This is a genomic window from Patescibacteria group bacterium (assembly GCA_041661505.1).
Taxonomy (GTDB): domain Bacteria; phylum Patescibacteriota; class Patescibacteriia; order Patescibacteriales; family JBAZCA01; genus JBAZCA01.
Map to the genome: position 1 here is coordinate 1 of JBAZUF010000007.1, position 14,470 is coordinate 14,470.

The 14,470-nt window shown below is 42.8% G+C and carries 13 protein-coding genes and 1 tRNA gene; 1 reads left to right on the plus strand and 13 read right to left on the minus strand.

Features of this window, described 5'->3' with window-relative positions:
* Nucleotides 1–53: 53 nt before the first annotated feature.
* From WC715_05635 to WC715_05645, 3 genes are all read right to left on the minus strand, one after another.
* A complete protein-coding gene (locus WC715_05635; GenBank protein MFA6171898.1) occupies nucleotides 54–425 on the minus strand; it encodes a hypothetical protein in 372 nt (123 codons plus the stop codon).
* A complete protein-coding gene (locus WC715_05640) occupies nucleotides 391–1,566 on the minus strand; it encodes a hypothetical protein (protein ID MFA6171899.1) in 1,176 nt (391 codons plus the stop codon). Before WC715_05640 ends, WC715_05635 begins: the two co-directional genes overlap by 35 nt.
* Before the next feature lie 136 nt (nucleotides 1,567–1,702).
* Complete coding sequence (locus WC715_05645) at nucleotides 1,703–1,948, minus strand: hypothetical protein (GenBank protein ID MFA6171900.1); 246 nt, start codon at nucleotides 1,946–1,948, stop codon at nucleotides 1,703–1,705.
* A 234-nt stretch (nucleotides 1,949–2,182) separates the two neighbouring features.
* Here WC715_05645 and lexA point away from each other — a divergent pair, with 234 nt between their 5' ends.
* Nucleotides 2,183–2,797, plus strand: a complete 615-nt coding sequence (gene lexA / locus WC715_05650; protein ID MFA6171901.1) for a transcriptional repressor LexA — start codon at nucleotides 2,183–2,185, stop codon at nucleotides 2,795–2,797.
* On the opposite strand, the gene WC715_05655 is transcribed toward lexA, so the two are convergent.
* The 10 genes from WC715_05655 to WC715_05700 form a co-directional block, all read right to left on the minus strand.
* A complete protein-coding gene (locus tag WC715_05655; protein MFA6171902.1) occupies nucleotides 2,794–3,576 on the minus strand; it encodes an amidohydrolase family protein in 783 nt (260 codons plus the stop codon). The genes lexA and WC715_05655 overlap by 4 nt on opposite strands.
* Before the next feature lie 33 nt (nucleotides 3,577–3,609).
* Nucleotides 3,610–4,128 (minus strand): isopentenyl-diphosphate Delta-isomerase, encoded by a 519-nt coding sequence (gene idi, locus WC715_05660; GenBank protein ID MFA6171903.1) that lies wholly within the window; start codon nucleotides 4,126–4,128, stop codon nucleotides 3,610–3,612.
* A gap of 19 nt (nucleotides 4,129–4,147) precedes the next feature.
* A complete protein-coding gene (locus WC715_05665; protein MFA6171904.1) occupies nucleotides 4,148–5,107 on the minus strand; it encodes an aminoglycoside phosphotransferase family protein in 960 nt (319 codons plus the stop codon).
* Between the two features lie 25 nt (nucleotides 5,108–5,132).
* A tRNA-Gln gene (locus WC715_05670) sits at nucleotides 5,133–5,203 on the minus strand.
* A gap of 24 nt (nucleotides 5,204–5,227) precedes the next feature.
* Nucleotides 5,228–6,853 carry a DNA polymerase III subunit gamma/tau gene (gene dnaX / locus WC715_05675; protein ID MFA6171905.1) on the minus strand — a complete coding sequence of 542 codons (1,626 nt, stop codon included), beginning with the start codon at nucleotides 6,851–6,853 and terminating at the stop codon, nucleotides 5,228–5,230.
* A 60-nt stretch (nucleotides 6,854–6,913) separates the two neighbouring features.
* The gene (locus tag WC715_05680) at nucleotides 6,914–7,807 is read right to left on the minus strand and encodes a hypothetical protein (GenBank protein MFA6171906.1); all 894 of its coding nucleotides are present in this window, start codon (nucleotides 7,805–7,807) and stop codon (nucleotides 6,914–6,916) included.
* Nucleotides 7,808–8,009: 202 nt separating this feature from the next.
* Nucleotides 8,010–9,362 (minus strand): threonine synthase, encoded by a 1,353-nt coding sequence (gene thrC / locus WC715_05685; protein MFA6171907.1) that lies wholly within the window; start codon nucleotides 9,360–9,362, stop codon nucleotides 8,010–8,012.
* 232 nt (nucleotides 9,363–9,594) lie between these two features.
* Nucleotides 9,595–12,063: a type IV secretory system conjugative DNA transfer family protein gene (locus WC715_05690; protein ID MFA6171908.1), complete on the minus strand. Its 2,469-nt coding sequence runs from the start codon at nucleotides 12,061–12,063 to the stop codon at nucleotides 9,595–9,597.
* Between the two features lie 29 nt (nucleotides 12,064–12,092).
* The gene (locus WC715_05695) at nucleotides 12,093–13,214 is read right to left on the minus strand and encodes a glycosyltransferase (GenBank protein ID MFA6171909.1); all 1,122 of its coding nucleotides are present in this window, start codon (nucleotides 13,212–13,214) and stop codon (nucleotides 12,093–12,095) included.
* A gap of 28 nt (nucleotides 13,215–13,242) precedes the next feature.
* Entirely contained in the window at nucleotides 13,243–14,400 is a 1,158-nt protein-coding gene (locus WC715_05700) for a glycosyltransferase family 4 protein (protein MFA6171910.1), read from the minus strand.
* Between the last annotated feature and the right edge of the window lie 70 nt (nucleotides 14,401–14,470).

Consider the following 14,470-nt stretch of genomic DNA (forward strand, 5'->3'; position numbering starts at 1 on the left):
AGATATATTATTACAATAATATTAGGATTCAGGGTGATCTCAGGATGCCGCCGTCAAAGTATTATGCCATTGCCGCCAAAGGTTGATTTCTGTGGACAAACGTGTCCGACGAAATGGGTGCATTCCATAATTTCGTCAATAATATTGTCGCAAGCGTTTACAAAACAAGCAAATTCCGAACAATTGGAAAACTTACCTATAACTCCTGACAATTCTAAAAAGTATTTGTCGATTACCCTGGGGTTTTCTTTCTTATCCTGCAAAGTCTTAATGGTAATCAAAATATTTTTTATTTCTTTTGTGTTTTGAAGATATTTATTCAGATCAGGATGTCTTATGTCAAATACATAAAATTCGTCCAAAGAATCTTCCTTGCGCTTTTTTGATATTTCAAAATAATACTGGTTGTCCCGAAGTTTGCTCATGGTAAATAAGATTTAAAAATTTATAAGCCATATCGAATGAAATTCTTTTACGATTGTTATCTCTAAAATTGGTCAAGAAGAATGAAGAATACTTGCTACGGTTATGATCTAATTCACTATTAAATTTTCTCATTAATTCAAGCTGTTCGTTGACAGATATGCTCTTCTTGAAAATCAAATGGGCCATATTGCGCGAAGTATTTTTGCCGACTAACCCGGAAATTTTATATTTTCTTATGTCTTCCAGCTGAATTTTTTTTCCGTTCTTGGAGTCTATCGCCCGCAAAAAAAGAATATTTCTCTCAAGCAAATTTTTGATGTCATCACTGATTCTCAAAATTCTTTTATCCTTAATATTCTGCAATGCTATTTCGACACTATATTCGCCTGACTTCATATAATCTTCGGTGAGCCGGAAAACGCCTAGACTATTTTTAGTATTCTTTATCTTATGAATAAAATCGCCGCCGAACTGCCAGCCCCATCTTTTTTCTAGCGTCAATTTTATTTTTTTATTTTCCGGATAAATTACTGCATCTATGATATTCTTTTCACTCCCCCCTTTCTTTTTTCTGAAATAGAATGAAATAACATTGTAGGTCGTATCTTCAAAAACCTGCTCGGAAAAAATATTCAATCTTACAATTTCGAACTTTTCAAAAAACAGCCCCCGGATCCTACTTGAATTTTCCGCGCATAAAAAATTAAGGGGCACAATAAGTATTCCTTCTTCGCAATTCAAGATAGAGAAAATTGAAATTTGGTATAAGTCTTCGAAATTAGAATTAGCACCGGAAAAAAATTTTTCCTTGACCTTTCCAGAAGCTTTGTTTTTATTGAGGTAGGGCGGATTAGTGCAGACAAATTTGTAATTTTTTGGAGAATTTATGGAATCGCTGAAGAAGACTTTCTTGCCGTCAATATACCGTTTGTCGCAGTCAAAACCGACAAATCTTTTACATTTGTTGTTTTTGGCCCAGTTGAGCAAATCCTGGTTACCTGCAAAGGGATCGGTCACTTCTTTATTCTGGACAAATACGCCGAACCTTTCCAGAATTGAATCCGAATTGGTAGTAAAAAACTGGCCTAAATTGCGCTTTTTTGCTGCCGCTGTCATGTCTTCATTATAGCAAAAATTCATATAGAAATAAAATTATAGAGCCAAAATCATTTTCCAGGCGTTATAAGCTGAAAGAGATTCAAATATATTTGACCTAAAATATTTAATTATCTCTTTTAGGTTTTGGATTTTTAATCATACATTTTTTATTTATAAATTACTCGCAATAAACCTCCTCCAGCTTCCAGGAAAGATCGCGGGTAAAAAAGGCCAGGCGGAAAAAGTTAAGGCTGTCGGAAACGCTGAAGTAATAGATTTTGTCGCCGCCCAGTTTTTCTTTATGCACCAGATTGAGTTTTTCGATCTTATAAGTTTTACTGCGCCACTTAAAAAAAGTCGGCATCACTCTCTGCTTATCAAACTTTACTAAGACCTCTACTGATTCATTGATTTTTTCATGCATATTTTTTTATTTAAGTAATTACCAGCCTGTGTATAAATTATACCGAACAAAAGACGAACAGTAAACTTAATTTTATTTTAGCCAATATTAGCTATTAACATGTCAATTGAATATTTGACTTTCGCTTTTTGTTCGGGTATAATGAATATAGCTGTGGATAACTATAATTCAATTTTCAATTATCAATGTACAATTATTAATTGATCATTGTTAATTAAAAATTGGCAATTTACTATGGGAACTCAAATTACCAAACGCCAAAGGCAGATTTTAGACTTTATAAACGATTTTACCAAAAAAAATAACTTCGCGCCGAGCTACCGGGAAATCGGCGAATACTTTGAACTCCGTTCCCCGGCAACGATCCATGACCATATCCAAGGTTTAAAAAAGAAAGGCTTTTTAAAAACCTCTTATAATGAAGCCCGGTCAATTGAATTGGTGGAAGCGGCTGATTTTGACGTTAACAAGAATATTGAACTGCCTTTAGTCGGCTATATCGCGGCCGGCGAACCGATTGAGGTGATGGAACAGCAGGATATGATAGCCATCCCGGCTGAATTTAAAATTGACCGCTTCAATAGCTATGTCTTAAAAGTCAAAGGCGAGTCAATGATTGATGAAGGAATTATGGATGGCGATTATGTTATAGTGGAGCGTAATCCATCGCCCAGAAACGGCGACGTAGTGGTCGCGCTTTTACATAACGCTTACGCCACATTAAAAAAATTCTACCGGGAAGCCGATAGAATCCGTTTACAGCCGGCTAATCCTAAAATGAAGCCGATCTACGTCCGCGATCCCTTAATCCAGGGAATCGTCAAAGGGGTGATAAGGAAATTTGATTAAGAGAAAAATAATTTGTTTGCCAATTTAAAGAACAGGCTTTCCTGTTCTTTTTTGGTAAAAACGCTTTTGGCGATTTTTAAATAAGGCCTAACCTGGTTTAACGGCGTATCTACGCCGAAAAAATCCGTCCCAAACATGGTTTTCTTTTTCGCCTCCGGAAAGTAAGCGAAGGCTCTCTTTAAATCCGCCGCGTATTGGCGGACCAGATTATTCATATCCCAAGCGTTGCCGCACTCGTCAATCGTCCCGGAAATATCCGTATAGACGTTCTTATTTTTACTAACTACGTTGGCTGTTTCCAGAAAATAAGGAAACCCGAAATGAGAAATAATAATTCTACATTTAGGGAATTTTACGGCCAGCTCGTCGACGTGCGAAGGATTTGAATACTTTAAAATGGCATTACCCTTTTCGTCAAAAACATCGCCGAAATGGAAAATTAAAGGCTTATTATATTTTTGGCACAACCTCGCGATTGGATAAACAATTTTGTCTGACGGGTAAAAATATTTGTAGCCCGGATATAATTTAATTCCGCGCATCTTTCCGGCCTTGAACCATTTTTCCAAAATCTTAAGCTGGCTCGCTATATTCTTATCCATTATTACCGTGCCGATAAAATACAAATTACCCTTGGTTTCAGTAAATCTTAACACTTGCTCATTGCCAACGCTTTCCCAAGCCATTACTATAGCTTTAAAATCTTTACTTCCGAGCCGGGCCGTATAATCCTGGTACATCTTTTCGTTATAAATATGGGTGTGGGCGTCAATAATCATATTGTTTTGCTGGTTAAAAGGCATGATAAAAATTTAAATTTCAATTCCGGCCTCTTTCAGCTTTAAGAGGATAATTTTCAGCCAAACCGTGAACCTGGCGGGATTTTCCTCTATCACTTTTTCCAATTTTTCCAGGCTGACAAAACGCCAGTCTTCGGCTTCTTCCGGATTTAATACCGGGTCTTTGTCATATTTCCCAATTAATACATGGTCAAATTCATTTTCTATTAAACCATGATCCAGTTCTGTTTTATAGCTAAAGCTCATTACTTCCTTTAACTCGCATTCAAAACCCATCTCTTCTTTAAGGCGCCTCTCTGCGGCCGCTATTACATCTTCGCCCGGCCGCGGGTGGCCGCAGCAGGTATTACTCCAGAGCCCGCCGGAGTGGTATTTTCCTACCGCCCGTTTTTGGAGCAGAAGCTCGCCTTTAGAGTTAAATACCAGGATGGAAAAGCACCGGTGGAGCAATCCCAGCTTATGGGCTTTTAGTTTTTCTTCGCGACCGATTTCTTTGTCTTTTTCGTTAACTAAAATCACTTTTTCTTCCATGCCCGTTTTGATTTAAAAATTATTTATAAAGCTCTTCTAAAAAAAACTTTTTTACTAATCTAAGAAAACGGGGGTTTTCGCGGTCATAATAAAAATAATGAAGCCTTTCCACGGACTTAATGAGATGCAAACCGCGCTCAATCTTGTCGATCTGCCTTGAAGAGCAGGCGGTTTTGCCATAGCCTCTAAAAAACGCGGCCCGGGCAGTTTTTCTTTTTCCTTTGTCTTTCCACGATTTAAGATGCCGCCACCACCAGGAAAGCTCAATAAAATCCCAAAGCCAGATTCCTGACCAGGCATTATCCCAGTCAATAAGCATTAAACCGTTTTTTTTCGACCAAATGGTATTTTTCCTCGTCGCGTCGCCGTGGATTAATACCGGCTTAAAGTCCTTATTATAGGGGCCCAGGATTTTTTCCACCTTTTCATTAAAAATGCCGATGACTTCCGTTTTTATCATTTTATCGGCCGCCAGCCGGTTTAAAAAGCGGTTGGCCCGCTCCAGTTTATAATTCAAAAAGTTTAATGATTTTCCCTTTCCTTCGTTAATCGGACCGAACTTTTTTACTTTTATCTGGTGGACTTTTTTCAGGATTTTTCCCTTTTCAAAATACGACTGCGCAATCGTGCAGCAGCCGTTTTTTATCGCATCAAAGCCGTCTTCCCCTTCTATAAACTCCGAAATCATGAAGCCGTGGGGAAAATATCTTTTGTCCCGGGTGAAAAAGAGGAGCTTGGCATGGGGAATTTTATTTTTTGCCAGGCGCCTTTCAATCCATTCTAATTTCCCGTCTTCCGGCCAATTCTCGAACTTAAAAATCCTGGCGATTACTTCGCCTTTAGCGGTGGTAATTTTAAAGACGTGGTTTACATCCCCATTCTTCATCTTAACGCAGCTTATTACCCCGGTTTTGAGTACGCTTTTTACCGCCTGGATTATTTTTCCGTCGGTTTTCTTGTCGTAGTAGCAAATTTCCATAAGGCTTTAACTATGCCTAAAATTGCTCGGAGGCTTGGATTCGAACCAAGATACTCAGGTTCAGAGCCTGAGGTCCTGCCGTTAGACGACCTCCGAATATTTTGATTATAAAAAAGTATGCTATTCGATTATTTTTCCGCCAAAAGTCTTTAGGAGGTTAGCCATCATGTCATTCCCGGCCGCCCCGGCGCCGGCATCTTTGGCGCTCTTGCCTGCCTGGCCTCCATTAGACTCCTTTTCCCCTTCCCGCCGGTCCGACTCTTGGCCTATTTCCATTGATTCGTCAATTATCACTTCAACCCTTAACGGTAGATTATATACCTCTTTTAAAGTTTTTTCAACTATTGATTTTATAGACGGATTATCGATCCGGTCTTTATGGAATTTGTATTTAAAGGCCAGACATAAGCTGTTTTCGGAAACGCTCCTGGGTTCGCAGACTTTTAATACAAAAGACAGCGAATGGTTGTATTTTTTTACCCGGGCTAAAACCTCGTTCCATTTCTCCATCACCTTATCAATGGCAATGGCGGAAGGCGCGGATGGCCTCGGGCCGGCGCCTCTCGCGGCGTCCTGGGGTTTGGGAGACGGATAGGCGTCTGTACGATTGGAAAAAGAAGGGCTGGCCGGAGCTGGCGAATCCTTGGCGCCGGAATAAAGCCCGATCCGGACAACGGCCAGTTCAAGCGGCAGCTGGGTGATAAACGAATTTTTTATCTCATTTCGGGCTAAAACCAATTCCTCGATCATAAATATAATCCGTTCAATAGCCAAATCTTTTCCCGCGGCCGTAAGCTCGATTTCAACTTGTTCGCCCAACTCCAGGCTCAAATTCTCGACTAAAGCCGGATTAATTTTAGCAAGCATCAGCCTTCTCAAAATTTCAATCAAATTAGCGGCAAAATTTTTCAATTCCACTCCTTCTTCCGCCAGCCTGTTTATAAGGCGGATAGCGCCGACCGAGTCTCTTTTATTTAAAAATGCGACCAGGCTGATTATTTCGTTAATATCGCTTCTTGGAATTACGAGGCCGGCCTCTTCTTCGGTTATTTCCTTTCCGCCGACCGCCAAGAGCTGGCCTAAAAGGCTCTCGGCGTCCCGCATATGGCCTTCCGAGCGCCGGGCGATTTCTTCTAAAATATTATCGGAAATTTTCAAATCCTCGGCTTTGGCGATGTATTGGAGCTTTCGGACGATATCCGGAACGCTAATTTTTTTTAAATCAAAGCGCTGGCAACGGGAAATTATCGTAGTCGGAACTTTATGAATTTCGGTTGTGCATAAAATAAAGACAATGTGCGGCGGCGGCTCTTCAATCGTTTTTAAAAGCGCGTTAAAAGACGAGGTTGAAAGCATATGCACTTCGTCGATAATAAAAACTTTATACTTTAAGCGGCTGGGAGCAACGCGCGAAGAAGCGATTATATTTTCCCGGACGTTATCGACGCCAGTGTGCGAGGCCGCGTCAATTTCAGCAATATCAAAACTGCGGAATTCATTTATTTCATCGCAGGACGGGCATTTGTTGCAGGGCTCGAATTTTCCTTCTTTCCGGGTTTCACAGTTTATCGCCTTGGCAAAAACCCGCGCTAGGGTCGTCTTGCCGATTCCCCGCGGACCGCAAAAAAGATACGCCTGGGCGATCTTGCCTGAAGCGATTTCGTGCGTAAGCGTAAGCTTTACGTGATTTTGATTCACGACTTCGGAAAAATTATTAGGGCGGTGTTTTCTATATAGTGTAGTCATTTTTCATTATTAAATTCGTAAAAGCTGGGGCGAGAGCATGGCGCATGCGCCGCATGACAATCAGCCAGCCTGGGCGAACAAAGTTCGCGCCTCCGGCTTGATTATATTTTCCACGGCGGCCCAGGACGATACGCCGTATTTTGGGACTAGAATTATTGCTTCATCTCCGGCTTCTCCCCGGAAATACGTAACGCTCGCCGTTAAAATCCGGTAGCGCTTATCGTCTTTAGCGACGTAATATGCCCCGGCCGCGTCTTTCTCAAGCATTCCAATAATTCTTCCGCGCTCAACCGGTCCGATTTGCTTGTATAGAAAAGTTCCGTTTCCGGTTATAGTCAATTTCATCATATCGCCCTCAACCAGTTTTGACTTGGAAGCGTAATTAGCCGGGACGCTGTATTGTTTTCCGTCCGGGCCAATCATTTTTTCGCCGTCAAAAACCCCTTCAATGATTTTTTCTTCGGTTTTCAAAGCCTTCTCGCCGGACGAAAAGCTGTCATCCGCCATTTGGCCAATAGCAACCCGGGCTTCATCCTCGTTTTCGAAAAACGGCGCCAGAAGCCTTGAAAGCTGTTCGTTATTTTCTTTGATATTTGAGATCAACTTTTTTATGAGAGCGATTTTCGTTTTCGGAAGAATTACATTTTCTTCTTTTACCTCTTCTTTTTTCGCAGGCAATTTTTCATTTTGAATTTTCTCTGATTTGTTTTGGTCTTTTTCCGCAATCTTGCCATCTATTTGCTCCTGAAAAATTCTTTCTGTTTCCTGTCGTTTTTCTTTAAAAGACAATTCATTAACTTGCGGAGAAATTATCTCCAGATCGTCTCTATTTTGCGATTCGTTTTGATTATTGCCGTTTCCAAAGTTATCAGAAAATTCTCCCATTATAATATTATTGCCGTCGATATTCAGATCCAAATCATCTAAATTTTTTTTGTTTTGGTCGTCATGCATAAGATTTTTGTTTTATCTCTCGCTCTCTAATCAGGCCTTTTACAGCTATCTATGTTTCTTTACTATATACAAATTTTTCAGTTTTGACAAGCCAAATTTTTAGTTAAATTATCAATAAAATTGAGGTTTTTATGAATTTTGCGAATAAAATGCCCCGGCTATTTTTTGCCGGGGCGCGCCTCCTTCTCTTTTTTAAGTGAGCTTACATGCCGATAATCCTCCGGACTGTGTCAGTTTCGCAGTCCGGAGCCTTAATAATTTCCTTTTTCAGGTATCGGGCCGCGGAATCCGTGAACTTAAGTCCTGTTGCCGTTGAAACAACGACCACAGTTTGTCCGGGTTGAATCTTTCCATCCGCTATGGCGTCCCTGACTCCAGCCAAAGCCGTGCCAGTTTGCGGGCAGACGAATATACCGTCCTGGCCACATACGGCGACCGCTTCATTGAGGTCAAGCTCGGAAACCGTCTTCATGGCGCCTTTGGAATTAACGACCTCACGCATTACTTTTTCCCGCGATACCGGGTTGCCGATCCTGGCTGCTGTTGCCGTAGTCTCGCCGACCTGTACAGGCTGATAATTATTCCGCCAATGTTCCAAAGAGAGATTAGCATGCCCGGCATCCTCAAAAATCGACATGCCGGTTTGCGCCCTGTTCCATGAACTGGAAAGCGGGTTAGCGGCCATTGACTGGCAGCCGAGTATTCTTGAGCATTCCTCGGTAATCCCCAAGCCATGCATTAGCCGCATTCCTTTACCGATGGATGAACTGTTTGATCCATTTCCGACCGGCACTGCAATCCAGTCGGGCATTTTCCAGTTGAAAAATTGGGCAATCTGGAAGGCGGTTGCCTGATGGCCCTCTATGCGAGCCGGGTTCAGGCTGTTGGCCGGATAGGCGCCGTGATTCAAAACAAGATCTTGGACGACTCTCATACAGTCGTCAAAACTCCCCGGGAGGGTAATAACTTTAGCGCCATGCACAAAAGGTTGAGCCAGCTGCACAGCCGTTACTTTCCCTTCAGGCAATATCACGGTGCATTTCATTCCCGCGGGAGCAGCGTAGGCGGCCGCCATGGCCGAGGTATCACCAGTTGAAGCGCAAACCACTACTTCCACTCCGGCGGCTTTTGCTGTAGATATCATAACCGTCCCGCCAAAATCTTTGAACGACCCGGTCGGAGTCATGCCCTCAAGGATTATCCAGACTTTAATCTGGTCGGTTCCGAGCCATCGCATGAGTTTTTTTCCAGCCGGGAGAATTGGTACGTTGCCTTCACCCAGGGAAACGATGTACTCGGTCGGGAGATACGGCATAATAAGTTCTCGATATCTCCACACCCCGGACATTTCCCAGGGCTCAAAAGTACTGCGAAAAATACCCTTCCGGCCTTCAAATTCGCTTTTCAATCCTTTGCCCGTGTATGCGTCAATGAAGGGGCTAAAATTGTGTTTAATTTCGAAAAGGTCGTTGCATTTGGGACAGCGAAATTTCCGCTCGGCAAGAAGATCTTGAATCCTGCCGCATCCTATGCACTCCAGCCAGGTTTGTTTCATGCTAAACGCTTTTTTTCTCAAACTCTTCTCCTCTTTTTTGCGCGTTTTTATCAATAAAACATTCACCAGTGCCAAAAAAACGGCACAAACCTTAGCTTAAAACAGCAGGCTTAATTTAACCACATCTATGATAAAAAATCAATCAAAAGCAATATTGTATGTAAAAATTTTTGTTTCAAAAAAACCTCGTAATTATGGAGGTTTTTTCAATTTTTTAATAAATTTATTTCTTCTAAGCCCCGATCTTCACCCGGCGGATTATTTCCGCCTCGATAATATGCCGGTCTTGGCCGTATTTCAGGCGGGAAAGGGCTTTTATTTTCCCGGCTAAATCCTTTCTCTCGATGCCCGGAAGCGGCCACAAAGGCTTTAGGGAAAAAGGCCGGGTGGGAGTGTTGTCTACCAGCATTTTTGAATAGCAAGTGTATTTATCGACATTTATAAGGTCATACTGGTTAAAGACTGGTTCGAATTCTTTAACCAATTTTTCCGCGTCTTCGGAGCCGACTTTAAAGACAAACCAGGAGCCGGCATTGCCGAATACCGCGTCTTTAATTACGGTTTCATTTTTATGCACCAGCTGTCCCAGGTATTGATGGGCCATGATAAGATTTAGGCGGTATTTTCTCGCTTCTGATAAAATAGTCGCGACCGAATCGGTAGTAAAGTTATGAAACTCATCAATATACAAATAAAAATCTTTTCTTTCTTCGTTAGGCAAGTCGCCGCGCGACAAGGCGGACATTAGAATTTTTCCGACTAAAATCATGCCCAAGAGGAATGAATTCATTTCCCCGATCTGGCCCTTAGACAAATCAACCAATAAAATCTTCCGCCGGTCCATAACGTCGCGCAGGTTGAATGAGCTTTTTTGCTGGCCGATAATCGGCCGCATCATGTCGTTCGAAATAAAGGACGTAAGCTTAGAAGTGACATAAGGGACGATATTCGCTAAAGCCGCGTCCCCGCCCGCCTTCTCCGCTTCTTTTTTCCAAAAATCAACAACCGTCGGATCCGAACAGCGCTCCAGTTTCTTTTTCCGGAAAACCGAATCGGCTAAAACCTTCGGAATTTCCATTAAAGTCGATCCTGATTCCGGGTCGCCCATGACCAAGAGCATCGCGTTCCTCATGTACTGCTCGAAAATCGGCCCGCCGGTAGCTTTTAAATCATAAAGCTTGTCAAAAATCCGGATCATCTCGTTAATGACAAAAGTTTTTTGCTCCGGGTAGCGCGGGTCGTATTCCATGAGGTTCAATGCCAAAGGCCTTTTTATGTCCGAAGGGGCGAATAAAATAACGTCTTCAACGCGCTCGGGAGGTATGCGAGCCAGGATATCCTGAACCAAATCGCCGTGCGGATCGATTACGCCGACCCCTTCGCCGTTAATAATGTCCTGGATCGCGAGTCCGGCTAGAAACTGCGATTTACCAACGCCGGATTTTCCGATAACGTACATATGCCGCCGGCGGTCATCGCGCTTTAGATGGATTTGCCTGGTCTGGCTCCTGAAAACATTATTGCCGACAACTATTCCCTCTTCGGGCAGATTAGCCGGCGCCGGCGCGTGCTTGGCCAGAAGCCACATGATATTCGGCGTATCATTCCAGCGCAAAGGCAGATGAAAAAGCGAAGTCAATTCTTCGGAATTCAGTAAAATTCTGACCCGGTCGGAAAAGCGCCGGAAAATAAAATCGCGGATCAGCTGGTTTTGGAGCCAGGCGTTAGCCTGCCACCATTTCAAAACCTTATTATCAAAGTAATTCCCGTATTCGTAAAAATTGTACTGGGAAAAAGCCGCGCCAATATCAGTCAAATGGATTTTGGCGTGCGAAAGGCTGTCCGAACTGATAATAACCCGGATATTCGCGTCCAGCCCGGATTTGGAATTTTTTTCCTCAATTACTTTCAAGATTTCCTCTTCCATGGCCGAATTGCGCTTGGGCCGGTTTTCTTCATTTATTTTCGGTTTGGAAGCGTGCGCCAAATCGCCGGCAAAAGACAAAATACTCCCGAACAAACTAAAATGCAGGGCTTCGTAAATCGTTTTTCCGGACATCACTTTCCTTATTACTTTCCGCGCCCGTTTATGCCAGCGCGAATGGGCGCTCCGGACGATAAATTGAATTGCGATTCCTTCCTCTGCCTCAAGCTTGGACAAGGTATTGGTAATCGTATTCAATGGATCAACTTCCATCTTCTTGTAGGTCTTCAAGGGGAAAATATATTCTTTTTTTACCCGCAAGTATCCGGCGATAATTTTGGAGTTGGGTGAAAAAATATTATAATCCTCGACCGGCTCCATTATCGCCTCGGGAAAATGCGCCTGGATTTGCTGTTCTAAAAAAGGCCCCAGCTGTCTCGGCGCGGCCATATAAAAAGATATAATTTTTTTATGGGCTACGATCTCAAAGGAAAAATGGTCGTTTCTTCCAAAAAGCCACGCCATTAGCCACCTCTGGGCCCGAAGCCCTCCGATAGCCGCGAACAAAGTCTCGCATTTGGCTATTTCTTCGTGCAGTTTTTGCACCCGCTGGTAATTCATTTCCTTCTGATCCTCGCCCGGCTTTTCTTTAGGCAGGCGCACCCGGTAAATCACATGGTCAAAATAACTGGAATTCTTTACTAGGAACTTAACAACCGTCCGGAAAGCCCATACAAAAACTATCGCCAGCCCCAGCCAGGCGATGGTAATTGCCATAAAAAATAGTTGGGAGTTCATATGCGGTATTATACCACTTTTCTCCGGGCTTCATCAATTGCCTCTTCCATCTTCTTTTTCAAATCTTCCGCGCTGCCCGGAATAAATAATTTTCCGCCGTACTTCTTTATGAGCTCCGGGATTCCGCCGATATTTGAGGCGATGATTGGCAGTTTTTGCGCTATCGCTTCGTAAATTACCGACGGCGAATTTTCATAACATAGCGAAGGGACGACGAGGCAGTCTGATTGGGCCATAAGGCGCAAAACTTCTTTAGGGCTTTTCTTGCCTAGAACAAATATCCGTCCGCCATTTCCGGATTCCTGTTTAATTTTTTCCATGAGCCCTCCGTCTCCGGCGATTGTAAGGCACGCGCCAGCCAGGCCGAAAAAAGCTTTAATTAAAACCTCAATCCCTTTTTGCTTTTCAATCTGTCCGGCAAATAAAAATTTAAATTCTTTGCCCGTACCGTCTTTTGTTTCCGGCGGCCCGCTATTTAACGCGTTAATCAAAACCGAATTGTCCCGCGCTTCCTTTTTTGAATCTTTAAAAAAACCGCGCCAAGTATGCAGATCCAAAAGCCACTTTGATGGAGATAATACTGTTTCGGGCGAATTAAAAAGCCGGATCAAGAGGCGCTGATAAATTCTTGCCGATAGGCTGTCGAGTTTTTTTTCCTCGCCGTAATAAAGAATGCCTGAAGGAAAAACGAGCTGGATGTCATGCAAGTAATGAGTATGTTTAATGCCTAAATTTTTTAAAAGCCGCGGGACGAGATAGCTTATGCCTTTTAAGTTATGGGTAATAACCAAATCGGGTTTTTCTTTTTTTAAAATTTTTCTGACCCGAAAGCATGAGACGGCATCAAACATATCAATTAGATGCCACGGCACTCGTAATATTAATGGCAGGCGGGCCAGATTAAAATATAACCCGGGAATAAAAAAAACTCGCGGCGCATTTTTACTTTGCCCGCTCTCGCTATTATTTCTCGCGCCGTACGCAGTCTGCTTTTTAAACCAGGGCCTGGTACTCACTATAAAAACTTCGTGTCCCTGGCTCGCGTAATCACTCGCCATAAGATCAACAATCCTTTCGGCGCCGCCGCGGTTATAAGGCTTATATAGGTTACTTATCAGGCAGATTTTCATAACTCCTTCTGGCTAAAAATCGCGAAAACTATTTACCGGCAATTAAATCATTCAATCGGCCGCCGATTTTTTCCCAGTCATATTTTTCTTCGGCCAATTTTCTTCCCGCCTCGCCCATCTTTTTAGCTAAATCATCATTAGTTAAAATTAATTTTATTTTTTCGGCCAAATCATCCGAATCTCCCGGCCGGGAGAGATACCCTTCCGCGCCATCATTAAAAACGGTTCGGACACCCGGTAGATTTGAAGCGATTACCGGGACGCCCGAAGCCATAGCTTCAACTAATACTAATCCAAAAGCTTCGCCTTTGGCAATTGAGGGTAAAATAAATAAATTTGCCCGGCGAAAAATTTCCGGCAAGCTTGATGAATCAACTGAACGCATGAACTCCACCTTATTTTCAATGCCCAGTTCTTTAGCCATTTTTTCATAACTTTCTCTTAAATCGCCATCGCCGACAACTTGCAGGCTATAATTACTGTCTTTTAAAAGGGATATTGATTTTAAAAGCACGCCCAAGCCTTTAAAATAATGAGCTTTATCCAAGCCGCCGACGAATAGTATGTTTTTTACGCTTGAATTATCGCGTACCGCCGCCCCAGCCTGAAACTTTCTCAAATCAACGCCAAACGGCAATTCGATAAATTTACCCGGATATTTTTTGTAATATTTTTTTATGCCTGACTCGGAAATATAATCCAAACTGGAGGAAAGGACAAGATCAGCCCGCTTAATTAAAGAGGGTAGAATCAACCGCGAAGGCCAGCTCATAATCCAGGCAAGCAAAGAAAGACCGGCAACGTCCATATGATATTGAATAATCAACCGTCCGCGGAACAAGCCCAAAATCCGCGCGAGCCAAACAACTTCCGCGGTTCCAAAGAATGGATAATGAAGTATCGCGGCGTCAAAATTCTTCAGACGAAAAAAAATCTGCGGCAAAAACCCCGCGTTTCCGTATCTTAAAACCGGCTTTAATCTTATGGTTTCGCCGCTCTTTTCTGACTCATCGCCAGCAGTGCCTCCTGCTTCCATATTACTACCTCGGCCAGTTCCTACATAATCCGGGGTAAAAGTCTTTACCTCATTTCCCCTCGCACCCAAAAGCCGGGCATAGTTTTTTGCCACCATCCCCATCCCGCCTCGATAAGGCGGATATGTGCTGATTATTTGCGCGATTTTCATAGCTATAATAAAATTTTGCTTTTTCCGTTTTTGATTTTGGGCAGAGGGGTAGGGGCGAATGCCCAGAATC

What these genes read in the sequence shown, in the direction of transcription:
- WC715_05635 (MFA6171898.1), bottom strand. Translation starts at nt 425, where the DNA reads ATGAGCAAACTTCGGGACAACCAGTATTATTTTGAAATATCAAAAAAG.
- WC715_05640 (MFA6171899.1), bottom strand. Translation starts at nt 1,566, where the DNA reads ATGAATTTTTGCTATAATGAAGACATGACAGCGGCAGCAAAAAAGCGC.
- WC715_05645 (MFA6171900.1), bottom strand. Translation starts at nt 1,948, where the DNA reads ATGCATGAAAAAATCAATGAATCAGTAGAGGTCTTAGTAAAGTTTGAT.
- lexA (MFA6171901.1), top strand. Translation starts at nt 2,183, where the DNA reads ATGGGAACTCAAATTACCAAACGCCAAAGGCAGATTTTAGACTTTATA.
- WC715_05655 (MFA6171902.1), bottom strand. Translation starts at nt 3,576, where the DNA reads ATGATTATTGACGCCCACACCCATATTTATAACGAAAAGATGTACCAG.
- idi (MFA6171903.1), bottom strand. Translation starts at nt 4,128, where the DNA reads ATGGAAGAAAAAGTGATTTTAGTTAACGAAAAAGACAAAGAAATCGGT.
- WC715_05665 (MFA6171904.1), bottom strand. Translation starts at nt 5,107, where the DNA reads ATGGAAATTTGCTACTACGACAAGAAAACCGACGGAAAAATAATCCAG.
- dnaX (MFA6171905.1), bottom strand. Translation starts at nt 6,853, where the DNA reads ATGACTACACTATATAGAAAACACCGCCCTAATAATTTTTCCGAAGTC.
- WC715_05680 (MFA6171906.1), bottom strand. Translation starts at nt 7,807, where the DNA reads ATGCATGACGACCAAAACAAAAAAAATTTAGATGATTTGGATCTGAAT.
- thrC (MFA6171907.1), bottom strand. Translation starts at nt 9,362, where the DNA reads ATGAAACAAACCTGGCTGGAGTGCATAGGATGCGGCAGGATTCAAGAT.
- WC715_05690 (MFA6171908.1), bottom strand. Translation starts at nt 12,063, where the DNA reads ATGGCAATTACCATCGCCTGGCTGGGGCTGGCGATAGTTTTTGTATGG.
- WC715_05695 (MFA6171909.1), bottom strand. Translation starts at nt 13,214, where the DNA reads ATGAAAATCTGCCTGATAAGTAACCTATATAAGCCTTATAACCGCGGC.
- WC715_05700 (MFA6171910.1), bottom strand. Translation starts at nt 14,400, where the DNA reads ATGAAAATCGCGCAAATAATCAGCACATATCCGCCTTATCGAGGCGGG.